The sequence below is a fragment of the Streptomyces sp. NPDC037126 genome (genome assembly GCF_055605965.1).
The window spans coordinates 379543-403207 of the sequence record NZ_JBVJTD010000004.1 but is presented as its reverse complement, the minus strand read 5'-3'; the positions used below and the strand labels follow the sequence as shown (position 1 = coordinate 403207).

Below are 23665 nucleotides of genomic sequence, written 5' to 3'. Positions count from 1 at the left end.
AGCTCCGACTGACCGGCGCCGTGCGAGGTCGGCACCAACTCCTGCTGCGTGCGGGTGAGTTCGCCGGTGGACCGGCCTCTGCCGTTCCGCGGCCGACGCACGGCCGAACGTCCGCCTCGGCCGTCGCCGGGCAGACCGTGTGTCGGCGCACCCGGCTCAGGAAACAGCCGAGCAGTTCCGCGAAGGACGAACCTTCGCGGTGCTGGTCGTATCAGGAGCCACCCGGGTACCCCCGCCCCCGCCGCGGCTGGTGCCGGGTCCCTGGGTGATTGGCGGCGCGGTGCCGGGGCACCCTGGGCCCATGGAGGAAAGCCGGCCCGCCCGCCCGCCGACCCGTGCCTTCGTGCTCGGCGGCGGAGGTGCGCTCGGCGCCTACGAGGTTGGCATGCTCAAGGCGCTCTTCGCCGCCGCCGTGCACCCGGACCTCGTCGTCGGCACCTCCGTCGGCGCGATCAACGGCGCCGTCGTGGCGGCCGACCCCTCGCGGGCGTCGGTGGCCCGGCTCGCCGACCTGTGGACCGGCCTCGGGCGTGCCGGCGTGTTCTCCGGGTCGCTGCTCGGGCGGCTGGGCACCGCCGTGCGGAGCGGAACTCACCTGTACCACGCCACGCCGCTGCGGGAGCTGCTCTCCTCCCACCTCCCGGTGACGCACATCGAGGACCTGGCCCTGCCGTTCCAGTGCGTCGCGGCGAACATCGAACGGTCCGCCGAGCACTGGTTCAGCGCCGGGCCGCTGGTGGACGCCGTGCTCGCCTCGTGCGCGGTGCCGGGGCTGCTGCCGCCTGTGCGGCTCGACGGCGAGCACTTCGTCGACGGCGGCCTGGTCAACAGCATCCCCGTCGGCCGCGCGGTGGCCCTCGGCGCGCGCGAGGTCTACGTCCTGCAGGTCGGCCGTGTCGAGCGAGCCCTCTCTCCGCCGCGGGCTCCGTGGCAGGTGGCACTGGTGGCGTTCGAGATCGCTCGCAGACACCGGTTCGCCCGCGACATGGCGGACCTGCCGCCCGGCGTGACGGTCCGCGTACTCCCCTCGGGCTCGGGCTCCGCGGAGGGGGCGCCCACGCTGCGGCAGCTGCGGCACCGCACGTTCGGCCGGACCGCCGAGCGCATCGAGAGTTCCTACGCGGCCGCCTCCCGGTACCTCGAGATCGCTCTCGGCGCACCCGACGGCGCGCCATGACCGATGCGGATGCGTCCCGAAGACGACCGACGCGGTTGATCCGCGCGGCGGTCACCGGGCTGCGCCGCACGATCACCACCGCGCTGCTGCTCGTCCTCGTCCCCACGGTGGCCGCGCTCCTCGTGGCCGCGGGCGTGCTCTGCGCGCCGGTCTCTCTCGTCACGCGCGGCCCCTGGAGACCGGTGCGGATCACCGGCTTCGCCCTGGTGTACCTGGTGGTGGACCTGGCCGGGCTGGTGGCCGCCGTCGGCCTGTGGGTGCGGCGGCTGCCCGACAGGCGGGACCGCGTGGAGCGGTGCGCCGCGGATGCGTACGCCGTACTGGAGACGCTGTTGCGGCTGCTACGACGTGCGGGCGAACGGCTGTTCGGTCTCCAGGTGAAGGTGACGCCGCCACCGGGGCACACCGGACACGCTCGGGCGCCGGTTCTGATCTTCGTACGGCACGCCGGGGTCGGCGACTCCTTCCTGCTGCTGCAGACGCTGCTCAGCCAGGCCGGACTGCGCCCCCACACGGTCCTGAAGCGGACACTGCGCGCCGACCCGGCACTCGATGTCCTCATCGGGCGGGTCCCCCACTGTTTCCTTCCGCCCTTCAGCGGGCGGCCCGAGGACGCGATCGGCCGGATGGCGGCCGGGCTGGGCCCGGGTGACGCCCTCGTGATCTTTCCGGAGGGCGGCAACTTCACACCGCGCCGACGCCGGCGCGCGATCGCTTCGCTGCAGCGCCGGGGGTTCCGGCGCCGGGCGTCCCGCGCGGCACGTATGCACCATGTCCTGCCGCCGCAGGACGCCGGGGCCCTCGCCGCGATCGCCGCCGCGCCCACCGCCGACGTGGTCTTCGTCGCCCACACCGGCCTCGACGCCGTCAACTCGGTGCGTACCGTCTGGAGCCGGCTCCCGCTGCGCGACGACGTGCGGGCGTACTGGTGGCGCGTACCCGCCGATCGCGTCCCACCGGGCGATGACGCCCGCAGCGAGTGGCTGCTCGCGCAGTGGGCCCGTGTCGACCGCTGGATCGCCGACCACGCCGCCCCGGACGCCGCGCACGCGTGAGGTCGGGCGCCATCGGCGTGCCACCGCGCCACTGCACGCGTCACCGGTGCCGACGAAGTCCTGCAGTGCCTCATCACCCTGCTTACTGCCGCTGACCGGGGCGTCCGGGGAGGAGAAGCGGGTAGACGCCTATTGGCGCGGCAGGGTCGGCCCCCTCCGCCGATCTCGAACAGCCGTCTGGTCGTAGGTGGTGGGGCTACCCTCGCCCGGAATCCCGCGTCCCGGCGAGGGACGGCGAGGCCGACGCGGTGGCGCCGGTGAGGTCATGCAGTCACGGATGAAGGGATTTCGCGATGACCGTAGCGACACAGCAGGGTGGCGGTGGCGGTTCCAGCGGCCTGTACGACGTTCTGGAACTCATCCTCGACCGCGGGCTGGTGATCGACGCGTTCGTGCGGGTCTCTCTGGTCGGCATCGAGATACTGAAGATCGACATACGCGTCGTGGTCGCCAGTGTCGACACCTACCTTCGCTTCGCCGAGGCGTGCAACCGCCTCGACCTCGAATCGGGGCCCCGCAAGCCCGCCGGACTCACGGAACTCACCGGGAAACTCACGGAGTCCGGGGCACACGGCAAGACCAAGGGGGCCCTGTCCGGCGCGGCGGAGGCGATCTCCGACGCCTTCAAGCAAACACGCGACGAGGGCCGGCAACGCTAAGGCGCACTGGCGTGGGCACACCGCGTCGGCCGACGCTCACAGCGCCGGCGTCCCCCACCCAACCGCGTCCGGCCGGGTCGCTGGATCCCGAGCGAAGCCTGTGAACACGGAGACGACTGCGACCCCCGCCCGATGGCCGACACCCCAGGCATCCCTCTCACCAACAGCGACCGCACGCTCAGCCGAGCGAGGGCCGGTCAGGGTTGCTGGGCCCACGAGCCCAGTTTTTCCGGGTTGCGGATCACCCATGTCCGGGTGCCGCGGCCGTCGGAGATCTCGAACGAGGCTACCGTCACCACGGCGCCGGCACGCTGGGCCACCAGGCGGCGATGGCGACCATGTACCGGGCGATGAGCGCGGCGCCTTCGACCGGCTGCAGGGCGGTGCCGACCATGCCCCCGCCGTCGTCGGTCATCACGGCGGCCGGGTCGAGGAGACTGACGAGGGCTGCGACGTCCTTGGTCTCCCAGGCCTCTTTGACATGCCTCACCACGTCGGCCTGGCCGGTCGCCGCCACGGAAGCGGGCGCGACGCTCACGCGCCGCCGGGCGGAGGCCGCCAGTTGCCTGCAGGCCGCAGGGGTCCGGCCGAGCACGTCGGCGATCTCGGCGAACGGGTACCTGAGGACGTCGTGCAGGACGAATGCCATCGCGCTCGCCCTGCCGACCCTGACCATCTTCTTCCAGGCGGTCTCGGCCGGACTGCTGCTGACCTCGTCCTACGGAGAGACGCTGCACAGCGTAGGAGCCCGGGTGAGGTACGGGGCGTCGATGCTGTACGTACTCGCCGCGGTGCTGGCATGGAAGCCGGGCGGCGGCTCACCCCGGCCCGTCTGGCACGCGTCGGGATTCCTCGTGCTCGCCTCGATCCAGGTCGTGCTCGGGATCGCGCACGTGCCCTCGGCCCATCTCCCCCTGGGCGTCCTGCTCTTCGGTCTGAGTGTGTTGGCTCTGGCCCGGCGCTGAGGACCCGCACGCCCGAGGTCCGTGATCTCCGGAGCAGGCCGGACCGTGATGGCCGCCCGTTCCACGCGCCCGGCCGTTCCGGGGAGGCGGAGAGACCAGCGGCCGACGAACACGCCAGCGGCCGACCTCCGCGAAGGATAAGCACCCATTTCGTAGCATGAGCGGATGATCGGGCAAGGCAAGCGATGTGCTCAGCAACGGCGCGAGCGGCAGAAACCGGTGCGCCGGAAGGGCACGCTCGTCCTCAGTCTGGTCGGGATCGGCGCGGTGGTCGTTTCGGCGATCGCTCTCCGCGACGGATCCGAGCAGGCGAGATCCCTCGGATCCGCCCGGACCCCCCAGCGGACGACCAGGACCACGACGCCCGGGGCGCCTGGAGCACCACGCCCGCGCCCTGCCGGCAACGTGCGCATCGCCGCCGTGGGGGACGTCGTGATGGGCTCGCTGCCGGACGATCTGCCGCCGGATGACGGCGCTTCCTTCTTCGACTCCGTCGACGATCTGCTCGACGGCGACGTGGTGCTCGGGAACCTGGAGGGAACGCTCACCACCGACGGCCCGAGCAAGTGCGACGACGACAGTCCGCACTGCTTCGCGTTCCACGCCCCTCCGGCCTACAGCCACGTACTCAAGAAGGCCGGGTTCACAGTGATGAACGTGGCCAACAACCACATCGACGACTTCGGGGCGGAGGGGCGGCGCCAGACGTTCGCCGCCCTGCGCTCGGCGAACCTGCCGTACACGGGCCGCCTGGGCCAGATCACCGTCCAACGGGTCAACGGCGTCCGGGTCGCGGTGGTCGGGTTCGCTCCCGATCGAGGGTCCAACGATCTCACGGACATCTCCGCCGCGAAGCGGCTCACCGCTCGCGCCGCGAAGATGGCGGACATCGTGATCGTCACGATGCACGCCGGCGCGGAGGGCTCGGACCGCACCCACGTGGAACCCGGCACCGAGTACTTCCTCGGCGAGGACCGCGGAGACTGCTACGACTTCAGCCACGCCGTGATCGACTCCGGCGCCGACCTCGTCGTGGGCAGCGGCCCCCACGTGATGCGGGGAGTGGAGTTCTACAAGGGCCGACTGATCGCCTACAGCCTGGGCAACTTCTCCGGCTACAAGGTGCTCGGCCTCGGCGGCACGCTCTCCACGAGCGGCGTCCTGCAAGTCACCCTCCGCGCCGACGGCACCTACGTGTCCGGGCGCCTGCGCCCGACCCGGATCGTGCCGCCGGGCACACCGGAGCCGGGCGGCGACGGGATCGACCTCGTCTCCGACGTGTCGGACGAGGACTTCGGCCCGCACGCCGGCCGCATCTCGGCCGACGGGACGATCCATCGCCCATAGCCCGGCACGCGACCAGGGCACCCGTCCGAACGGCGTGGCCCCATCAGCCCGTTCGCCGACGCCTGGCCGGACGACGCCCGCTTCTTCAAGGCTTGGCAATGTCTGCTGCCACCTTTGAACGCCCCGCGGGCCCCGCACGTACCGCGTACGGATCTGTCATGCCGGCTTGTCGGGTTGCCCTCCAGCCCGCCGAGACGGGGGTCCCGTACGAAACGACCATCGTGCGCCCCGCAGGACCGTGACTTCCCCTCAGCGGAGGGAAGCACAGTGAGGAGCAGGCCAGTGCCCGGCAAGGACCTGACGCAGTCGTCACGCACGTCGCAGCGCGAACGCGCCCGACGTCGGAAACGGTCGAAGTGGTCGCTCGCCTTCGTCGGCGGGCCGGTCCTTCTGGCAGTCGTCGCGGGTTCGGTGTTCGCGGCGGAGAGCCGAGATCAGCGTCATCCACAGGGGAACCCGCCGGCCACCGCCCGGCCGGCGTCGGACAGCAAGCCGGATCCGAACTGCACGCTGCAGGTGCCCGATCACCCCCTGACCGCGCGCGGCCTGGCCACGCCGTACAGACTCGTGGCGACCGATCCGACACAGGGGCCGTGCCACGAGGCCAACGCCGATCAGTCGGCGTTCGTGGAAGCCGCGATCGTCACCCCGACCGGCAAACTGACCATCTACAACCCGCTGGTGATCGACAGAGGATCGAGACCGGCCGCGCGCACCGTCCCGCCCTCGGTGCCGAGAGGATCGACGGTCGGCATCTGGTTCGGTTTCAACAGTGAGAACCTGACCCTGCGCAAGAGCGGTCGCTCCGACACCCTCGCTCAGGGCAAGTGCGTCAACGGCCTGCGCGGATCCGTCTTCGGCCAGTTCGCGTACTGCAACGCGCCCGCCTTCTTCCGGGCCGCCAACGCCCAGATCGCCAAGGGACACCTCAGGATTCCGGCGCTCGGCACCGCCCGGGACGGACTGCCCTGCCCGACCACGAGGGACTTCTCCGTCGTGGACCAGGACGGGAGCGACAACGTGGTGACCCACTACCTCGCCGACGCGCACGGCCGTATCGCCCAGAACAACGCCGCGAGCAGGGCCGCCATGCAGAGGGCCGCACGACTGGCCAACCGCGGCGACCGCCACCACCGTCACAACGGCGGGTCCCGGTCGAGGACCGCGGCCACCCCCACCGACCTGGCCAACGGCAGCGACAATCTGCTGCTCACCCAGTTCATGGACCCCGCTCTCGGCTGCAAGCCGTTCACGGCGCCCGACCAGTCCGGCGACGGCCACGCCACGTCCGCCCTCGCCCTGGACGAACTGTCCGCCGCCGCCCGCCAGAAGGCTCCGGTCGCGCTGGTTCCGCAGAACGACCCGATGACGCTCGTCGACGGCCACAGCAGCGTCGCGAAGACCGACGCGTACCGCGCGGGAGTCGACATGCCCGCGATCCGCGGGGGCGCCCGCCCCGGCAAGGACGAAGCGGCCTTCTGCACCACCCTGTTCCGCGACCCGGCAGGCGTCCGGCGCGTCTTCAGGGACAAGGCGCTCTTCGAAAGGGCGCCCTCGCCGGACCCGGCCACGGCACCGAACCTCTTCGGCTTCCTCGCCTCGCGGGCCAACCAGACGTTCACCAACCTGGGTTGCGATCGGCTTCTCGGCGCGACCGACCCCGTCAGCCTCACCACGGATGCACAGGGACGCGTGACCGACGCCGTGCTGGCGCCGCTCGGCCAGACGCCTCCCACGACCGGCTCCCCGACCACTGCGTCCCCCTCCTCGTCTCCGTCCTCGTCGCCGTCACCGTCCGCGTCGACGAACGCGCCGTCCACCGGCACGAGTTACAGTCCGACCGCCCCCGCCACCTCGCCCGGCAGCGCCTCGGCGCCCTCGACGCCGACAGCGACCACGTCCGGAAATCCGTGAGTTCTACGGACCGCGCGGCGGTTTCGCCGGTCCAGGGGTGCCCCGCGGCCGCGTACGGACAGGCCGCTGGGCGGTGGCGGACTCCTCTCAGGTGCCGAGCCAGGCCAGGGCCGCGACGGTCAGGGCGCTCACGCCGGTGTCCAGGGTCGGCTGGATGACGGGGGCGAAGCCGGGGCTGTGGTTGACCGGGATGTCCTCGGCGATGGTCCCCTTGCCGGCGGCCTCTGCGTACAGGCCGGGGTCGATGCCGCCGATGCCCCAGTAGGTGAACGGCACGCCGAACGCCCCGGGGATTTCGCTCATGTCCTCGCTGGCGGTCTGCAGGTCGATGGTGTGTGCGTCGTCGCCGAAGTGGGCCGCGAACGCCTCGGCGACGCGCCGGGTCGTGGCCTCGTCGTTGACCGTGGGCGGGAAGCTGACCGTCTTCTCGATCTCCGGTGGCTTCGGCGACCGGGAGGCCTCGCACTCGGCCCTGACGATCCGTTCGACGGCGTGCAGCACTTTGGTGCGTGAAGCGCCGTCATAGGTACGGACGTTGAGCTGGATGACCGCGCTGTCGGGAATGATGTTGGGGCCGCTGCCGGCGTGGATGCTGCCGACGGTGACGACCGCTGGGCTGGTCGCGGCCAACTCTCGGGAGACGATGGTCTGCAGGCGTACGACGATCATCGCCGCCAGCACCACGGGGTCCACCGCGGCCTGCGGCATGGAGCCGTGCGCGCCCCGGCCGTGGACCGTGATGCGCAGGCTGTCCGCGGCCGAGAGGAACGGTCCCGGGCGGGTGCCGACATACCCTGCCGGGTAAGGCAGGACATGCTGGGCGAGTACCACATCGGGCCGGGGCGACCTGGACGTCAGGCCGTCGTTGATCATGCTGTCGGCGCCGTCTCCGTTCTCCTCCGAAGGCTGGAAGAGCACCACGAAGGTGCCTCGCCAGGCGTCCCGGGCCTCGGCCATCAGCCGGGCGCAGCCGGCCAGACAGCTCACGTGCACATCGTGTCCGCAGGCGTGCATCACGGGGCGCTCGGCACCGTCGTCGCCGGTCACGGTGACCGTCGAGGCGTAGGGCAGACCGGTCCGCTCGCGCACCGGGAGGGCGTCCATGTCGGCGCGGGCCATGACGACCGGGCCCTCACCGTTCGCCAGGGTCCCGATCACCCCCGTGCCGCCGACCCCGTCGGTGACCTCGTAGCCGAAGTCCCGCAGGGCATCGGACACCTTCCTCGCCGTGCGGTGTTCGCGCGATCCGAGTTCGGGGTGCTGGTGCAGGTCCTTGTAGAAGTCCTCCAGGTCGGAGCGGATGCCGTTCAGGCCGGCCAGCACGGTGTGGGCGGGGGTGGTCATGACGATTCCTTGCGCGAGCGGCGTTTTCCCCGGCGACGGGTCGCAGGTCCGGAACGACGCCGCATCATCGAGGCGAGCTGGGACTGGGGCTGCCACTGCACGCCGCTGGGCAGGTTCCAGCGGTAGTGCACAGCGGTGAGCCGGAAGAGGAGCGCCAACGCGATTCCCAGGCCGATGCCGATCCTGGGGACGCCGAGGTACGAGCAGAGCACCGTGACCCCGGCGACCGCGAGGGCGACGGTGGCGTACAGACCGTTGCCGCCGAAGACGGCCGGCACCCGGCCGAGGATGATGTCCCGCAGAGCGCCGCCCCCGACGGCCGTGAGGGTGCCGAGCAGAACGGCCGGGAGCCAGCCGAGGCCGACCGCCAGCGTCTTGTTGGCACCGGCGACCGCCCAGAACCCGATCACGGCGGCGTCCAGGCCGATGAACAGTCGGTTCCAGGACTGCTCACTGACGTGGATGAGGAATGCGATCCCCGTTCCGACGAAGGAGGTCAGGAGGTAGGCGTAGTCGGTCAGGGCCACCGGTGTGCCGTGCTGGAGCAGCACGTCCCGCATGATGCCTCCGCCGAGCCCGGAGACGATGCCGACCACCAGGAACCCGAACATGTCCAGGCCGGCCGCACGGGCCACGGCACCGCCCAGCAGCGCGCATGAGAAGACACCGGCGAGGTCCAGGTAACGCGTCGCGATGTCGAGCCCTGCAGAGACCGATGAGGACGACATCACGGACACAGTGGACATATAGCGAGGCTACTCGTGGTCGCGCCTTCCCATGCGCCCGACGCACGGCCACCGGGAGGCGCGGGAGCCGTGCGGCGTCTGGGTCAGGGCGGTTCCGGGCCCGGACGCCGCATCGCGCATGCTCATGGGAGCGGTTTCACGTGCTGGTTCCCGGTGCCCGGTCCCCTGCCTCCTGGTCGAAGCACGCGTGGAAGCGACGGGAGTGGTCGACCCGGCGTTCCGGGCCGGTCAGGGTGACCGTGGCCGTCAGGCGGACGTCGGCGCTGGAGGCCGCCAGGCGCAGCTGGAGTTCGCCCGGTTCGACCACCCGGTGTCCGTCGCGGCCGGTGAAGGAGGCCAGGTCGGCCGGTACGGTCACCCGCAGGCGGCGGGCCTCCCCCGGGGCCAGCGGGACGCGTGTGTAGCCGACGAGGCGCTGTACCGGCTGGACGACGGAGGCGACCGGGTCGTGCAGGTAGAGCTGGACGATCTCGGTGCCGTGCCGGCGCCCCGTGTTGCGGACGGTGAGGCCGAGCGAGATCTCTCCGCCGGTGTCCGCCTCCGGCTGGTGGGCCGTCAGGCCGCTCCACTCGAAGGACGTGTACGACATGCCGTGTCCGAAGGCGAAGGCCGGGGTCGGGTCGATGCTGGAGACGCCGCCTGACTGGGCCAGCCGGGCACCGAGGTAGGTGGCGGGCTGGGCGCCGCAGCCGCGCGGCACGCTGACGGGGAGCCGACCGGAGGGGTTGGTCCGGCCGCTCAGCACACTCGCGATGGCGGTGGTCCCCTCGGCGCCGGGAAAGAACGACTGCACGATCGCGGCGGCCTCCTGCGCGGCCCGCCCGAGTGCGTACGGCCGGCCGGTGAGCAGGACCACCACGACGGGCCTGCCGGTGTCGAGGAGGGCGTCGAGCAGCTGCTGTTGCGCGCCGGGCAGTGCCAGCGACTCGACGTCGCAGCCCTCGCCGCTGGTTCCGCGGCCGAACAGTCCTGAGCGGTCGCCCAGGGCCGCGACGATCACGTCGGCCGACCGCGCGGTGCGGACGGCCTCGGTGATTCCCGAGGCGTCGCCGTCGTCGACGCCGGTTCCCCTTGCGACGGTGAGTTCCGCGTCGGGGAACTCGTGCCGGAGGGCGTCGTGCAGCGTGGGCAGGTCGATGCCCGACGGGACGCCCGGATGGTGCACGCCCACGTGCTGGGGGAAGGAGTAGCAGCCGAGTACGGCCGTGGGTTCGGCGCCGTTGGGGCCGATCAGGGCGATGTGGCGTGGCCGCTCCAGGGGCAGCGTGCCGTCGTTGGTGAGCAGGACGACCGCTTCCTCGGCGACGGTGCGGGCCAGTTCCCGGTTGCCGGGCGAGTCCAGGTCGACCGTGCCGCGCAGGGTGTCCGGGTCGTCCGTGTCGGCCGCGTCCAGCGCGACCGGTACCGGGGTCCAGTCGGCGTCGAGGAGGCCGAGCCGGGCCTTCTGGGTGAGCACCCGGCGCAGGGCGCGGTCGACGACCGACTCGGGCACCCGCCCCTCCGTGACGGCTTCGGCGAGGGGTGCGCCGAACGTCTTGACGGTGGGGAGTTCCACGTCGACGCCCGCGCGCAGGGCCGTGCCCGCGGCCTGCCCCCAGTCGCCGGCGACGCCGTGGAGCGTCTTGAGGAAGGCGATGCCGAAGTAGTCGGCGACGACCGTGCCGTCGAAGCCCCACGTGTCGCGCAGCAGCCCGGTGAGGAGGTCCTCGTCGGCCGCGGAGGGCATTCCGTCGGTGTCGGTGTAGGCGTGCATGAGGGAGCCGGCCCCGCCCTCGCGCACGGCCATTTCGAAGGGGGGCAGGACCACGTCCGCCCGCTCGCGCGGGCCCATGCCGACGGGGGCGAGGTTGCGGCCGGCCCGGGAGGCGGAGTAGCCGGCGAAGTGTTTGAGGGTGGCGACGACTCCGGTGGACTGCAGGCCCTGGACGTAGGCGGTGCCGATGCTGCCCACGAGGTAGGGGTCCTCTCCGATGGTCTCCTCGACCCGGCCCCAGCGTGCGTCGCGTACGACGTCCAGGACGGGCGCCAGACCCTGGTGGACGCCCACGGACCGCATGTCGCGGCCGATGGCGGCGGCCATGCGGCGGATCAGGCCGGGATCGAAGGTGGCGCCCCAGGAGAGCGGGACGGGGTAGGCGGTGGCGCCCCAGGTGGCGAACCCCGCCAGGCACTCCTCGTGGGCCAGCGCGGGTATGCCGAAGCGGTTCGCCGCCGCGATCCGCCTCTGGGTGCGCGACAGGGAGAGGGCGCCGAGCGCGGGGTCGACGGGCGCCGTGCCGAAGGGGCGGGTCAGCTGCCCCAGGCCGGCCGGCAGGAGCGCGTCGAGATCGACGGCCTCCTCCATCTCGTGCTGGTGCGGGGCGACTTCGCCGCCCTCGTCGGAGGCGCCGACCCATACGCCGTAGAGTTGGGCGATCTTCTCGTCCAGGGTCATCGCGTCGATCAGTGCGGACACCCGGACGGCGATGTCCTGGGTGGTGTCGTTCCAGAGGGGGGCTTCAGGGGTGGTCTCAACGGCCACTTCGGTTCACTTTCCTCCGACGCCCATGAGGCCCTGGACGAGGGCCTTGCGGGCGAACAGGTAGACGAGCAGGACGGGCACCATGGACAGCGTCACGGCTCCCAGCAGGCCGGGGATGTCGATGCCGTGTTCGGTCTGGAAGTTGTACAGACCCAGGGTGATCACCTTGGTCGAGTCGGACTGGGTCAGGACGAGCGGGAACAGGAAGCCGTTCCAGGCCTGGAGCGCGGAGAACACCACGACCGTCGACAGTCCGCCGCGCGAGAGCGGTACGACGAGCTGGAAGAACATCCTTCGCGGGCTCGCCCCGTCCACCGTCATGGCCTCGAACAGCTCCGGGGAGATGTCCCGCATGGCACCGCTGAGGATGAGTGCCGACATCGGCAGGCAGAACGCGGCGGTGGGCAGGATGACGCCGAGGAGGTTGTCGTACAGGCCCGCTTCGCTGATCAGGTAGAACATCGGGACGATGACGGCCTGGGCGGGGATGGCGAGGCCCAGCAGGAACAGACGGAAGACCTGCGAGGTGATCCGGCTGCGGCCGCGGACGATCGCGTAGGCCAGCGGCGGCACGAGCAGCAGCACCACGCCTACGACGCAGACGGTGACGATGACGGTGTTCAGGAAGTACCGGCCGAAGCCCGAGTCGAAGGCGCTCGTGTAGTTGTGCAGGGTGAAGTCGTGGGGGAAGGACAGCGGTCCGTTCTTCGCGTAGTCCTGCCGGGTGCGCAGGGTCGCCGCCAGCATGACGTACAGCGGCAGGCCGACGAGGACCAGCCAGAGGATCGACCCTGTTCCGGCGAGGTAGTTGGGGCGTCGCCTCACGAGACACCCTCCATCTCGCTGCGCATCCTGTCGTAGCCGGAGATTCGGACGACGACCAGCGAGATGATCGTGGCCGCGACGACCAGGCAGAGAGCGATGGCGGAGGCGGCGCCGAAGTCGAAGCCCTGGAAGGCCTTCTGGTACATGTAGTAGGCGCTGATCGTGGTGTCGCTGCCCGGTCCGCCCTGGGTGAGGATGAGCACCGTCTCGAAGGTGGTGAGCCCTCCGACGGTCATCAGGATCATCGAGGTGATGACCGAGTTGCGCAGCTGCGGCAGGGTGATGTGGAAGAACTGGCGGTACCGGCCGGCGCCGTCGATCTCGGCCGCCTGGTACAGCACTTGCGGGACGGCGCGGGCGGCGCCCTGGTAGATCAGGGTGTGGAACGGGGTGAACTGCCAGGTGCTGACGAAGGCCAGCACTCCGATCGCCGTGGCCTGCCTGCCGAACAGGTTGCCGTCGCCGAACAGCCAGGTCATCCGTGCGGGGATGCCGAAGTTCGGGTCCAGCAGCGCCCGCCAGAGCACCGACACGGCGGTGGAGGACAGCAGCAGCGGCACGAAGTAGATCGCCGACAGCACGGCGCGGTTGCGCTGGTGCCCGGCGGCCCACACCCCGAGCACGATGCTCAGCGGTGTCTGCAGGCCCACGCCCAGGGCGGTGAGCAGCAGGGTGAGCCAGATGCTCTTCGTCATCACGGGGTCGTCGAGGACGCGGTTCCAGTTGTCCATGCCGACGAACTGCGGTGATCCCAGGCCGTTCCAGCTCATGAAGGACAGCACCGCGACCGCGACGAGCGGCACGAGGGCGAAGAGGGCGAAGAAGACGGTGGCGGGCAGCGTCCAGAGGAAACTCGGGCGCGTGCCACGGGCGGCGTGGGCGTCCTCCGGCCGCCGCCCGGCCTTGCGGACCGTGGCGGCGGAGGGCGCGCTGGTGGTCTCGGTGGTCATGGCCGGTTCACTTGGACGGCAGGGCCTGCATGGCCTTGATGAAGCCGTCCGCGTCGAGCCGGCCGTTGAAGAACTGCTGGACGGCCTGGTGGATAGGGGTGCCGGCCGACGGCGGGTAGGCCTGGTCCCACGACAGCTGGAAGGACTTGGCCTTGGCGACGAGGTCGTACTGGAAGCGCGAGTACGCCGGGCTCGCCGACTGGTCCAGGAACCGGGGGGTGTTGGTCGTCGTGGGCAGGTTGCCGATGGCCATCTGCGCCTTGACGAACTCGTCGGAGTACATGAGCTTCAGGAACTTCGCGACGGCATCGGGGTGCTGGGTCCGCTTCAGCACGGAGTAGAAGTTGTTGGTGTTGCCGACCACGTCGGAGTCGTCGCCCTTGCCGTCGGGGACGGTCGGGAAGGTGCTGTAGCCCAGGCCCTTGGCGGCGAAGTCCTTCGCGTCCTGCTGCTGTTGCGCGTAGTACCAGGAGCCCATCAGCTCGAAACCGGCCTTGCCGGAGGCCACCAGGGCCGGCGAGGCGCCGGTCGTGTACTTCACCGAGTCGTAGTTCTTGCCGAAGGCCCCGGCGTCGACCAGTTGCCTGAGCATGCCGAGCGCCTTCTTGCTGTCCGGGCTCGCCCAGGCGTCCTTGTCGCCGTCGAGGGCCTTCTGGAACAACTCCGGCCCGGCGACGCGGTCGTAGACGTACTCGAACCACATCAGGGTCGGCCACTGGTCGCCACCGCCGAGGGCTATCGGTGTGACGCCCTTGGCCTTCAGCCTCTTCACCGCGTCGAGCAGTTGGTCCCAGGTCTGCGGCGGCTGTACGCCCGCCTGGTCGAGCACGGTCTTGTTGTCGAACAGCAGGACGGGCTGGGTGCCGCGCATGGGGACGCCGTAGGCCTTGCCGTCGATGACGGCGCTGTCGAAGACGGCGGGGAGGAACTCGTCCTTCAGGCCGGGGTCCTTCTTGATGAAGTCGTCCAGCGGCATCAGCAGGCCGGCCTTGACGAAGGGCTGGATGCTGCCGCCGCCCCAGTTGAAGAAGACGTCCGGGGCCTTGGGGGTGTTGATGATCGTCTGCAGCTTCTGCTGGTAGTCGGCGCCGGGGATGGTGTCCAGGACCGCCTTGACGTCCGAGGTCCTGTTGAAGGTGCTGACGATCTGCCTCTCGACCTTGTTGCTGGCGTCGCCGTACACCAGCACGTGGATCTTGCCGTCGTCCGAGCCGCCGCCGCTGCCGTTCCCGCAGGCCGCCAGGCCCGCGGCGAGGGCGAGCGTCGTGGCGCAGACGAGCACCCGGGACATCCGTGTACGCATGATCATCCAGCCCTTTTCGAAAGTTTCGTTGATGTTGCCGAAAGTCCTGCGGCTGGACAGTAGGGGTAGGGAGAAGAAGCGGTCAATGGCCGTGCATCCGCGCGGCCAAACCGTTACCGCTCACCCGTGACCCATGCTGCGGCCATGCGTGCAGAAGACGAGGTGAACCGCAAAGTGACGCTGGCGGCAGTGGAAAGGGAAGCCGGAGTCTCGCCTCCGACTGTTTCGAAAGTGATCAACGGTCGTTCGGATGTCCCTCGTGCAACGCGAGCCAAGATCGAGCACCTTCCGGAGGCCCACGGCTGCCGCAGGCGCGGGCCGGTCCGTTCGTCATCGTGGACCCGGCCGGCGGCCCCGACCCCGACGTCCCGTCCGTCGGCTCGCCCAACCGGGCCGGCCGCCACGCGCCACCCCACCGACCTCGGGCGCAGGCGGGTTGCCGTCATCACCGGCCCCGAGGACCTGAAGTGCTCACGGGCCCGGCTGGACGGATACCGCTCGGCGCTCTCGATGGCCGGCCTGGACGCGGACCCCGGACTCGGTGCGTTTCGGCGACTTCCACGTCCAGGGCGGCTTCGAGCATGCCATGGACCTGCCGCGGCACCGCGACCGGCCCGCCGCGATCTTCGCCGGGAGCGACCTCCGGGCCCTGGGCGTCCTCGAGGCCGCACGGGTACTGGGCCTGAGCGTGCCCGAGGACCTCTCGGTGGTGGGCCCCGACGACGTGCCACCGGCCCGGTGGTCGAGCCCGCCGCTGACCACCGTTCACCAGCCGCTGCAGCACATGGCCGAGGAGGCGGCCCGGATGCCGCTGCAACACGCGGACGCGGCCAAGACCGCGCTGCGCATCGAGCCGGCCACGCACCTGGTGACCCGCCACAGCACGGCGCCGCCCGCGCGAGGCCGAACGCGCTGACCGTACAAGCCTGGTGACGGCGGCCGGCATGTCCCGAACGGCCGCTCGTCCGGCATGTGTGGCGCCGCACCCGAGACCGACGCCACGCCCACGACTCCGCCGTCCGGCCCATCAAGAGCACCGGCCGTCACGCCGAAGGAGATCGAGCGGAGCCGTCCTTCCGGCTTTCCGGCATGACATTGCGCTCCCGCAGCCCCGATGCCCGCGGTGCCGTCCCTCGGTGGCCGAGGCCCAGAGGAGTTCTCGCATGCCCGTACGCCTGCCCGTCACCGGCACCGCTGCCGCTGCCGCTGCCGCCGCGCTCCTGCTCACCGCGGTCATCGGCGCGGCTCCCGCCGCGGCCGACCACGCTCGCGGCGGCGGTGCACCGCTGGACAGGGTGACCTTCGGCGACCCGTACGCCGGCTGCACCATCGGCGCGCGGTCCGCCGACAGCGTCGTCCACCCGGGCACCGAGGTCGAGCCGTACCTCTCCGTCGATCCGCACGATCCCAAGCGCGTCGTCACCGTGTTCCAGCAGGACCGCTGGTCCGACGGCGCCGCGCGCGGACTCGCGGCCGGCTGGACCAAGGACGGCCGCACCTTCCACGAGAGCACGCTGCCCTTCAGCGCGTGCGCCCCGGGCGGCGCGGACTTCGAGCGGGCGTCCGACCCCTGGGTGAGCACCGGGCCGGACGGCACCGTCTACGCCGGCGGGGAGGGCGTCGACTTCACGAGGAGCACGCGCAGCGCCCTCCTGACCGCCACCTCCCATGACGGCGGCAGGAGCTGGGAGAACCTCACCACCACGCATGTCGACGAGGAGCCGTTCTTCAACGACAAGCCCTCGATCACCGCCGACCCGATCCGCAGGGGCACGGCCTACCAGGTCTGGGACCGCCTCGACAACAACCCTCCGGGCCCGAGCTCGCTCGACGGTCCGGGCTACATCTCCCTCACCCGGGACGGGGGCCGCACCTGGAGCGCGGCACGCCGGTTCGTCGACACCAGCAGCGTGCCCGACACGCAGACGATCGGCCATGTGATCGTCGTCGACCCGCGCACCGGCACCCTGTACGACTTCTTCGACCGGATCACCTACTCCGGCGACCTCAGCACCGTCACCGAGGCCCACTACGCCGTGGTGACCTCCACCGACGGCGGTGAGACCTGGAGCACTCCGACCACCGTGGCACGGGACACCTCAGTGCCGGAGGTCGACCCGAACGACCCCGCCAAGGCGCTGCGCGCGGGATCCACCCTGCCCAGCCCGGCCATCGATCCGAGGACCGGCGCGCTGTACATGGCCTACGAGGGATCGGACTTCTCCGCCGGCGCGTACGACTCCGTCCAACTGGTGCGCTCCACCGACGGCGGGCGCACCTGGAGTCGTACCCCGGCACTCATCAGTCCCAAGGGTGTGCCTGCCTTCTCACCGTCGATCGCCGTCGACCGGCGGGGGACGGTCGCCCTCACCTACTACGACCTGCGCTTCCTCAAGCCCGGCGACACCACCACACTGCCCACCGCCTACCAGCTGGCCACTCTCCCGAACGGTGACCCGCGCCTGCGCTCCGAGCGACGCGTCTCCCGGGCCTTCGACTGGCTTCGGGCGCCCGACTCCGGGGGCTACTTCCTCGGCGACTACCAGGGCCTGGCGGTCGCCGGCGACGGGGTACGCGCAGTACTGACGGAGACCAACTCCAGCGCCCCGCGGAACCGCACGGACGTGTACAGCGGCAGCTTTCGCACCGGCTGACGGAGCAGGAGCGTGCGGCGGGAGCCCCTGTCGGTGACGCAGGGTGAGTCCACGCCACACACAGTGGATCGGATACGAGGGTTCCCCGGAACGGATGAAATCGCCTAAGTTGTTCCGATAAGGATTGATCTGGTGCATGCAGATCGCTGCAGGTCCACATCCGATCGCAGGTGGTCCAGCGGGTACGGAGCGGGGAACGGAGGCGACAGTCGGCAGTGATGGATACCAGAAGCGGCGATGCGGACAACACCGGCCCGTCCATACCCCGTTTCCCCCACCCGCAGAGCCTGCGGACCCTTCAGGGCGTACGGCCCTCGGAGCGGCACCGCATGCGGATGCGGCTGCTCGACGCCGTGGACGAGGACCGGCGCGATGTCGAAGTGCTGCTGACCGCACTCCAGCAGGCGGTGGCCGAAGTGCACGGCCTGGGCGGCATGGTGCATCTCCCGGGCGGGGGAATGAGCGGGATCCTCTACCTGGTCGCCGAAAGCGGCCTGCCCGAGTCGATGACCCGGCCCTGGCTGATCATCCCGGCACGGGGCACGTCGCCGCCCAGCAGGGCGGCACACAACGACACCACCACCTGGCAGCCCGTCCTGGCCCCGCCCGACCCCGTGCCCGGCCGGGACCCCGCCGCCCTGTGGCCTTCCCGGCTCCCTGTCGGCATCGGCCACCTGGCCGTCCCCGTTCCAGGCGGTGGCCGGCGACGCGGCGCCCTCTCCGTCCTCTTCGCCCCGGGCGACGAGCCCGGAGCGGCGGAGTGCGCGTTCCTGGACGAGGTGGCGGCCTGGATGTCCGGGAGACTCGCGTCGTCCGGGATCCTCAATCCGTCCCTCACCCTGCTGCGCGCCCTGGAGAGCGAGCCTGGACCGCGGGAGGCCACCCCTCCGTGGGACGACGTGGAAGGGGCGCCGTCCGTCACGTACACCTGGGACCTGCGCACCGGCGAGCTGACGTCCGACGGACCCGTCCAGGAGGTACTCGCCGGCATCGATCCGAACGTGATGAACGGTGGCATCGAGGCGTGGGCCGCGCTGATCCACCCGGACGACCTGCCCGGGGCGGTAGCCGGTTTCGACACGGGTATCCAGCTCCGCGGCGGCTTCCAGAACGAGTACCGGATCAGGCGCCAGGACGGCACGTACCTCTGGATCGAGGCTCGTGCCCGGACGCTCACGGACGAGGAGGGGACGCCGGTGAAGGTGATCGGCACCCTCCGGGACAGCAGCGAGACTCACGCTGCCGCCGAGTCGGTGGGGCGGGCGCTGCAACACATGAGTGACGGCTTCGTCTCCCTGGACACGGACTGGCGCATCGGATTCCTCAACGAGGCCGCCGAGCGGCTCCTCGGTGCCGCGGGAGACGTGGCCGGAACCCTGCTCTGGGACATCCCCGCGGTACGCGCCGTGCCCGGGCTGAAGGAGCGGTGCCAGGCGACGGCGGCCGAGGGCCGGCCGGCCGGATTCGACGTACCGGGAGCGGACGGGACGTCCTGGTACCACCTGCGGCTGGTACCGGTGCCGGAAGGCCTCACGCTCTACATCACCGACACCACCGAGCGGCATCTGCGCGAGGCCGAGCGGGCCGCCGCCGAACGGGCGTCCGCGGAACGGGCGTCCGTGGTGCAGCGGATCACGCGGGAACTGGCCGAGGCCGTCACGGCGCAGGATGTGATGGCGGCGATGGCCGACGGGGTGATGACACCCCTCGGGGCCTCGGGACTCATCATGCTCGGCGCGGTCGGCGACCGACTCGACGTGGTCGGCTCCCGGGGCTATGCCGAGCACTTCACCCGACTGCTGGACGGGCATTGGAAAGTGCCGGACGTCATGAACCCGGTGGGGGACGCCCTGCACACACGCACGCCCCTCTGCATCTCCTCCTCGGAGGAGTTCCTGAGCCGTTACCCGGGCGCCGAGACCCTGATCCGGGAGAGCGACAAGCAGGCGTGGGCCTTTCTGCCGCTGGCGGTGTCCGGGCGCGAGATCGGCGCAGCGGTGATCTCCTTCGACCGGCCGCGGGTACTGGACGACGACGAACGAACCCTGCTCACCGCGCTCAGCGGGCTGATCGCGCAGGCCCTGGAGCGAGCCGGGCTCTACGACGAGGCGACGACCCGCGCCCGCACCCTCCAGCGCAGCCTGCTGCCACAGGCACTGCCCACACTGCCCGAGGTGACGACCGCCGCGCGCTACCAGCCGGCCAAACAGGGAGCGGACGTCGGCGGCGACTGGTACGACGTGATCCCCCTCTCCGGCGCCCGGGTGGCGCTGGTGATCGGCGACGTCATGGGCCACGGCATGGCCGAGGCCGCCACCATGGGCAGGCTCCGCACAGCGGTCCGAACCCTCTCGGAGCTGGAGCTGCCGCCCGACGAAATCCTCGGCCACCTCAACGACATCGTCGGCGAGCTGGGCAACGACGCCTTCGCCACCTGCCTCTACGGCATCTACGACCCGGTGAGCCGGTGTCTGTCGTACGCCAGCGCCGGTCAGCCGCCCCCGGCGGTGGCCCACCCCGACGGCACCGTCACCTTCCTGTCCATGACCCCGGACCCGCCACTGGGGGTGGCCGCTCCGCCCTTCGAAGCACTGGAGACGCCACTGCCCGACGGCAGCCTGCTCGCCCTCTACAGCGACGGCCTGGTCGAGAGCAAGGACAGGGATGTCACCACCGGCATGAACCACCTGGCCGAACTCCTCTTCCAGTCCGTGAACGCCATGCCGACCTCACCGGCGGACGCGTCGGACCTGGACGCCCTCTGCGCCTCCCTCACCTCCGCCCTCCTCCCGGCCCACGGCGCGCTGACCGACGACGCGGCCCTGCTCCTGGCCCGCACCCACCCGCTGGACGCGGAGAACGTCGCCGAGTGGCCACTGCCGGAGGACCCCGTGGCGGCGAGCCGGGCCCGTGAGCTGGTCCGCGCCCAGCTCACCGACTGGGACCTGGCCGATGAGGACATGATCATGACCACCGAGCTGCTGGTCAGCGAGCTGGTCGGGAACGTCGTCCGGCACGCCTGCGGCCCCATCCGGCTCCGCATGCTCCGCAGCCGCGCACTGATCTGTGAGGTCTCCGACGCCAGTCTCACCACGCCGCACATCCGCCACACCTCCGCCACCGACGAGGGCGGCCGCGGCCTGCAGCTCATCTCCGCGCTCTGCCAGCGCTGGGGCACCCGCCACACCCGTACCGGCAAGTCCATCTGGACCGAACAGCCCCTCCCCACCGCGTCCGACCGGCGGCACAAGCCGGTCCAGCGGGCCTGACGCTCACGCTACGCGGCGATGACGGCGACCCCCGTCCTCCCCCCGTCGACGTCCACCACGGTCCCGTGGACGAAGGTCGATTCCTCGCTCGCCAGCCAGACCACGGCGGTCGCGTGGCCGCACAGCCCCGATGTGCCGGACGCCGATGTGCCCCCGCTGCTGCTCAGCCCTCGGGGCGCGTCCGCTCCGAGGCCGCCTTCTCGTTCCACCACCAGCCCGCGTACCCCCCTGTCCGCCTCGCCTTGCCCCTGGGTGCCCGAGAACCCCGGACACGCTGTCGCCATCCGCGTCGAGAAGGCCCGCATGGTGTCTGATCGGAGCGCGACCGTGGACCCGTCAGCCTCATGTGGTCCGTGCGCCTCGGCCGGGTGCCGTCCGCCGCGATGAGTTCCGGCCGGGTCGCGAGTCTGTCCTGGTGACCGTCGTAGGACGCCGTACGACGCCGACCGGCACGAGACACCACGGAGGACACATGACGAGCACGCCGGACGACCCGAACACCACGCTGCCCGGCCGGCCGGCCGTCGTCGACCTGGCCACCTGGCAGGCGGCCCGTGACGAGCTGCTGCTCCGCGAGAAGGCGCACACACACGAGGGCGACGCCATCGCGGCGGCCCGCCGCCGACTGCCGATGGTGGAGTTCGACGGAACGGTCGAGGTCGTCGGACCCGACGGCAGGGTCCCGTTCCTGGACCTGTTCCAGGGGCGGGACGAGCTCGTGGTCTACAAGCACATGTGGTACGACGGCGCGCCGCACCAGGGGCAGTGCGAGGGCTGCACGACCACGGCCTGGCACCTGAAGGACGCCGTCTATCTGAACGCCCGCGGCGTCTCGTTCGCCGTCCTGACCACGGGCCGGTGGGACGAGGTCGCCTCCTACGTCGAGTTCATGGGCTACACCCAGCCGTGGTACTCGGTACGTGACGTGGACGCACCGATCGGCGGCGACATGGGTCACCTCACCTGCTTCCTGCGCGACGGCGACCGCGTGTTCCTCACCTACTCCACGACGGGCCGCGGCAACGAGCGGGTCAACGGGTCCCTCGGCCTGCTCGACATGACGCCGTACGGCCGCGGCGAAGCGTGGGAGGACCAACCTGAAGGCCGGCCCGAGGGCCAAAGCCCGTGCTGGTCCTGGCGCTCCGACGCGGACGGCCACGCCACCTGGGGCCCGACCAGCCGCCCCGTGCCGCAGTGGACCCGCCCGGACGCAACCCCCGTGGAGACCCTCGGCCGGCAGGGTCACTACCACTGACGTGCGGGCGTCGCCCGTGGCCAGGTGACCCTCGCGGCACTCCGTGCGCGGGCGGCAGACCGTCGCCACCCGGCGCCTGCGGGCGATCTGGGCCGCCTCCCCGTGACATGCGCCGGCGGACGGCCGGACAGAATGCGGTCGCATGACACATCACGCGACGGACTGGTCCCGGCTCAGGCATGCGTACGGGCCGGCGGACGACATACCCGCCCATCTTCGGCCGCCTGACCGGTGGCCGGGAGGACGAGGAAGTGTGGCGCGACCTGTGGTCGGCGCTGTGCCACCAGGGCACCGTGTACGAGGCGAGCTACGCCGCGTTGCCGGTCCTCGCGGACATCGCGGCCGGTCGCGCGCCGGGCGAGCCGCGGCAAGCGGTTCTCATGTCGGGGCTCGTCGTCGCCGAAGCCGGCCCGGCCGAGCGTGGCCTGTACGAAGCCCAGATCGCCCAGTTGACGCCAGTGACGCGCGCCTGCCTGACCGGGGTCCCGGCCGACGAACCGGAGACCTTCGTCTACCTGGCCCAGAGCCTGCTGGCGTTCGAGAACGTACCGGTCTGGTCCCGGCAGCTCGAACTGCTCCTCGATGAATTCGAGGCGGAATGCCCGGAGTGCGAGGCCCTCACCTGCGTCCAGCCGGGCGCATCCGCGGACGAGTGTGAAGCCGAGCTGCACCCGGCGGACCCTGACGAGCTGACGGGCGTCGGCGCCCGGATCCACGCCATGGCGCGCGACGCCGGTCAGGACCAGGTCTGCGACTGGGTGACACGCCTCTTCGGACTCGCGACGTGCCCGGAGTGCGGGACCAGGTTCATGATCTCCGAGACCGTCGCCGGATAGGGTCCGGGCACACTCCTCCGCGAGTCCGCTCAGCCGCGGCGCCAGGTCTCCGGGTCGGCGACGCTCCCTCAGGCGCCGGCCGAACGGCGGCTCAGGACGGGCTCGGCGAGCAGTCTTGCCATCCCACAGAGGGTCTGGCCGTGCCGGGCGAAGAGTTCGTCGCGCGAGTCGAAGTGGCCGAGGTCCGCCAGGACGTAGGCCGAGAGATCGCAGGCGGCGCCGTCGGCCGGGCAGACCGTCGCGCCGTCCCAGTCGATCGCCGTCCTGGACAACGCCTCGAAGAGCGTCTCCGCCCCGGAGTTGGTGAAGCCACCACCGCCGTGTTCTCTCAACTCACTGAGATCACCGAAGAGTTCGGAGATGGTCAGCCAAGGAGGTGAGGGACGGTCGCCCCGCGTCAGTCCGCCCAGGCGGAACTCCGGCCATGCAAGCACGACTTGGTCCGGGACGACGCCATGGAGCCTGGGGAAGCGCGGATACCAGAACCTCCCGTCGACCACCAGTCCACGCACCCGCGTGGCCACCCCGGATGCCCGCGCCACGGACTCCAGTACCGCCATGCGCTGACTGCACGAGCCGCGGCCGCGGCGAAGCACTTCGGAGACGGGACGCTCGTCCTGAACCGAGTACACCGGCCGGACAGTTGCGGCGATCCATCGGTGGGCCCGGCGCAGGGCGGCTGTCTGGCGGCCGGGCTCCGAGGCGTCGCCCATGTCACCCGCGTCCACCGGGGTGCCGAGCTGTCGGAGCAGAGCGGAGACTCTCGGGTGCCGCCAGTCGAGGATCCGCGTGGGGGCCGTACTCCCCGCAGCGGTTTCCCCGCCGGCCGTGCGCGTGCGTTCACG

At 71.2% G+C, this 23665-nt stretch carries 18 protein-coding genes and 2 pseudogenes; 11 read left to right on the top strand and 9 right to left on the bottom strand.

Annotation, left to right across the window (positions count from 1 at the left end):
- Nucleotides 1–301: 301 nt before the first annotated feature.
- The 3 genes from ACZ7FF_RS13420 to ACZ7FF_RS13410 all read left to right on the top strand — a co-directional run bounded on the left by ACZ7FF_RS13420 (nt 302) and on the right by ACZ7FF_RS13410 (nt 2891).
- Nucleotides 302–1177 carry a patatin-like phospholipase family protein gene (locus ACZ7FF_RS13420; protein ID WP_470812049.1) on the top strand — a complete coding sequence of 292 codons (876 nt, stop codon included), beginning with the start codon at nt 302–304 and terminating at the stop codon, nt 1175–1177.
- Nucleotides 1174–2232, top strand: coding sequence for a lysophospholipid acyltransferase family protein (locus ACZ7FF_RS13415; protein ID WP_470812047.1), 1059 nt, complete (start codon nt 1174–1176; stop codon nt 2230–2232). The genes ACZ7FF_RS13420 and ACZ7FF_RS13415 overlap by 4 nt, the downstream gene beginning before the upstream one ends.
- A 293-nt stretch (nt 2233–2525) precedes the next feature.
- Complete coding sequence (locus tag ACZ7FF_RS13410) at nt 2526–2891, top strand: gas vesicle structural protein GvpA (RefSeq protein WP_470812046.1); 366 nt, start codon at nt 2526–2528, stop codon at nt 2889–2891.
- 197 nt (nt 2892–3088) lie between these two features.
- Here ACZ7FF_RS13410 and ACZ7FF_RS13405 read toward each other — a convergent pair.
- A pseudogene (locus ACZ7FF_RS13405) lies at nt 3089–3549 on the bottom strand (sigma factor-like helix-turn-helix DNA-binding protein); the annotation flags it as partial.
- Here ACZ7FF_RS13405 and ACZ7FF_RS13400 point away from each other — a divergent pair.
- The 3 genes from ACZ7FF_RS13400 to ACZ7FF_RS13390 all read left to right on the top strand — a co-directional run bounded on the left by ACZ7FF_RS13400 (nt 3494) and on the right by ACZ7FF_RS13390 (nt 7117).
- Entirely contained in the window at nt 3494–3856 is a 363-nt protein-coding gene (locus tag ACZ7FF_RS13400) for a hypothetical protein (RefSeq protein ID WP_470812247.1), read from the top strand. The pseudogene ACZ7FF_RS13405 and the gene ACZ7FF_RS13400 sit on opposite strands and share 56 nt — an antisense overlap.
- 420 nt (nt 3857–4276) lie before the next feature.
- On the top strand, nt 4277–5203 hold the full coding sequence (locus ACZ7FF_RS13395) for a CapA family protein (protein WP_470812044.1): 927 nt from the start codon (nt 4277–4279) through the stop codon (nt 5201–5203).
- Between the two features lie 516 nt (nt 5204–5719).
- Complete coding sequence (locus ACZ7FF_RS13390; RefSeq protein WP_470812042.1) at nt 5720–7117, top strand: hypothetical protein; 1398 nt, start codon at nt 5720–5722, stop codon at nt 7115–7117.
- An 87-nt stretch (nt 7118–7204) separates the two neighbouring features.
- Here ACZ7FF_RS13390 and ACZ7FF_RS13385 read toward each other — a convergent pair whose 3' ends face one another.
- From ACZ7FF_RS13385 to ACZ7FF_RS13360, 6 genes are all read right to left on the bottom strand, one after another.
- Nucleotides 7205–8461 carry a M20 family metallopeptidase gene (locus ACZ7FF_RS13385; protein WP_470812040.1) on the bottom strand — a complete coding sequence of 419 codons (1257 nt, stop codon included), beginning with the start codon at nt 8459–8461 and terminating at the stop codon, nt 7205–7207.
- On the bottom strand, nt 8458–9207 hold the full coding sequence (locus tag ACZ7FF_RS13380; RefSeq protein ID WP_470812038.1) for a trimeric intracellular cation channel family protein: 750 nt from the start codon (nt 9205–9207) through the stop codon (nt 8458–8460). The genes ACZ7FF_RS13385 and ACZ7FF_RS13380 overlap by 4 nt, the downstream gene beginning before the upstream one ends.
- Before the next feature lie 136 nt (nt 9208–9343).
- A complete protein-coding gene (locus ACZ7FF_RS13375) occupies nt 9344–11728 on the bottom strand; it encodes a beta-xylosidase/alpha-l-arabinosidase (RefSeq protein WP_470812036.1) in 2385 nt (794 codons plus the stop codon).
- Nucleotides 11729–11734: 6 nt separating this feature from the next.
- Nucleotides 11735–12553: a carbohydrate ABC transporter permease gene (locus ACZ7FF_RS13370; protein WP_470812035.1), complete on the bottom strand. Its 819-nt coding sequence runs from the start codon at nt 12551–12553 to the stop codon at nt 11735–11737.
- A complete protein-coding gene (locus ACZ7FF_RS13365; protein ID WP_470812033.1) occupies nt 12550–13503 on the bottom strand; it encodes a carbohydrate ABC transporter permease in 954 nt (317 codons plus the stop codon). Before ACZ7FF_RS13365 ends, ACZ7FF_RS13370 begins: the two co-directional genes overlap by 4 nt.
- A 7-nt stretch (nt 13504–13510) precedes the next feature.
- Nucleotides 13511–14812 (bottom strand): ABC transporter substrate-binding protein, encoded by a 1302-nt coding sequence (locus tag ACZ7FF_RS13360; protein ID WP_470812032.1) that lies wholly within the window; start codon nt 14810–14812, stop codon nt 13511–13513.
- A gap of 138 nt (nt 14813–14950) precedes the next feature.
- Between ACZ7FF_RS13360 and ACZ7FF_RS13355 the strand changes: the two are divergent.
- The 3 genes and pseudogenes from ACZ7FF_RS13355 to ACZ7FF_RS13345 all read left to right on the top strand — a co-directional run bounded on the left by ACZ7FF_RS13355 (nt 14951) and on the right by ACZ7FF_RS13345 (nt 20729).
- A pseudogene (locus ACZ7FF_RS13355) lies at nt 14951–15722 on the top strand (LacI family DNA-binding transcriptional regulator).
- A 247-nt stretch (nt 15723–15969) separates the two neighbouring features.
- A complete protein-coding gene (locus tag ACZ7FF_RS13350) occupies nt 15970–17460 on the top strand; it encodes a sialidase family protein (RefSeq protein ID WP_470812031.1) in 1491 nt (496 codons plus the stop codon).
- Nucleotides 17461–17678: 218 nt separating this feature from the next.
- Nucleotides 17679–20729 (top strand): SpoIIE family protein phosphatase, encoded by a 3051-nt coding sequence (locus tag ACZ7FF_RS13345; RefSeq protein WP_470812029.1) that lies wholly within the window; start codon nt 17679–17681, stop codon nt 20727–20729.
- 8 nt (nt 20730–20737) lie between these two features.
- Here the strand turns inward: ACZ7FF_RS13345 and ACZ7FF_RS13340 are convergent, their stop codons facing one another.
- On the bottom strand, nt 20738–20941 hold the full coding sequence (locus ACZ7FF_RS13340) for a hypothetical protein (RefSeq protein WP_470812028.1): 204 nt from the start codon (nt 20939–20941) through the stop codon (nt 20738–20740).
- 260 nt (nt 20942–21201) lie between these two features.
- Here ACZ7FF_RS13340 and ACZ7FF_RS13335 point away from each other — a divergent pair, with 260 nt between their 5' ends.
- On the top strand, nt 21202–21984 hold the full coding sequence (locus ACZ7FF_RS13335) for a DUF899 family protein (protein ID WP_470812026.1): 783 nt from the start codon (nt 21202–21204) through the stop codon (nt 21982–21984).
- Between the two features lie 179 nt (nt 21985–22163).
- A complete protein-coding gene (locus ACZ7FF_RS13330) occupies nt 22164–22820 on the top strand; it encodes a hypothetical protein (RefSeq protein WP_470812024.1) in 657 nt (218 codons plus the stop codon).
- Between the two features lie 68 nt (nt 22821–22888).
- Here the strand turns inward: ACZ7FF_RS13330 and ACZ7FF_RS13325 are convergent, their stop codons facing one another.
- Nucleotides 22889–23533, bottom strand: a complete 645-nt coding sequence (locus tag ACZ7FF_RS13325) for a transglutaminase domain-containing protein (RefSeq protein WP_470812245.1) — start codon at nt 23531–23533, stop codon at nt 22889–22891.
- Nucleotides 23534–23665: the final 132 nt, after the last annotated feature.

Coding starts and splice junctions, on each gene's coding strand:
- ACZ7FF_RS13420 (WP_470812049.1), top strand. CDS start 302: ATGGAGGAAAGCCGGCCCGCCCGCCCGCCGACCCGTGCCTTCGTGCTC.
- ACZ7FF_RS13415 (WP_470812047.1), top strand. CDS start 1,174: ATGACCGATGCGGATGCGTCCCGAAGACGACCGACGCGGTTGATCCGC.
- ACZ7FF_RS13410 (WP_470812046.1), top strand. CDS start 2,526: ATGACCGTAGCGACACAGCAGGGTGGCGGTGGCGGTTCCAGCGGCCTG.
- ACZ7FF_RS13385 (WP_470812040.1), bottom strand. CDS start 8,461: ATGACCACCCCCGCCCACACCGTGCTGGCCGGCCTGAACGGCATCCGC.
- ACZ7FF_RS13380 (WP_470812038.1), bottom strand. CDS start 9,207: ATGTCCACTGTGTCCGTGATGTCGTCCTCATCGGTCTCTGCAGGGCTC.
- ACZ7FF_RS13365 (WP_470812033.1), bottom strand. CDS start 13,503: ATGACCACCGAGACCACCAGCGCGCCCTCCGCCGCCACGGTCCGCAAG.
- ACZ7FF_RS13360 (WP_470812032.1), bottom strand. CDS start 14,812: ATGATCATGCGTACACGGATGTCCCGGGTGCTCGTCTGCGCCACGACG.
- ACZ7FF_RS13350 (WP_470812031.1), top strand. CDS start 15,970: ATGCCCGTACGCCTGCCCGTCACCGGCACCGCTGCCGCTGCCGCTGCC.
- ACZ7FF_RS13345 (WP_470812029.1), top strand. CDS start 17,679: ATGGATACCAGAAGCGGCGATGCGGACAACACCGGCCCGTCCATACCC.
- ACZ7FF_RS13335 (WP_470812026.1), top strand. CDS start 21,202: ATGACGAGCACGCCGGACGACCCGAACACCACGCTGCCCGGCCGGCCG.
- ACZ7FF_RS13330 (WP_470812024.1), top strand. CDS start 22,164: ATGCGTACGGGCCGGCGGACGACATACCCGCCCATCTTCGGCCGCCTG.
- ACZ7FF_RS13325 (WP_470812245.1), bottom strand. CDS start 23,533: ATGGGCGACGCCTCGGAGCCCGGCCGCCAGACAGCCGCCCTGCGCCGG.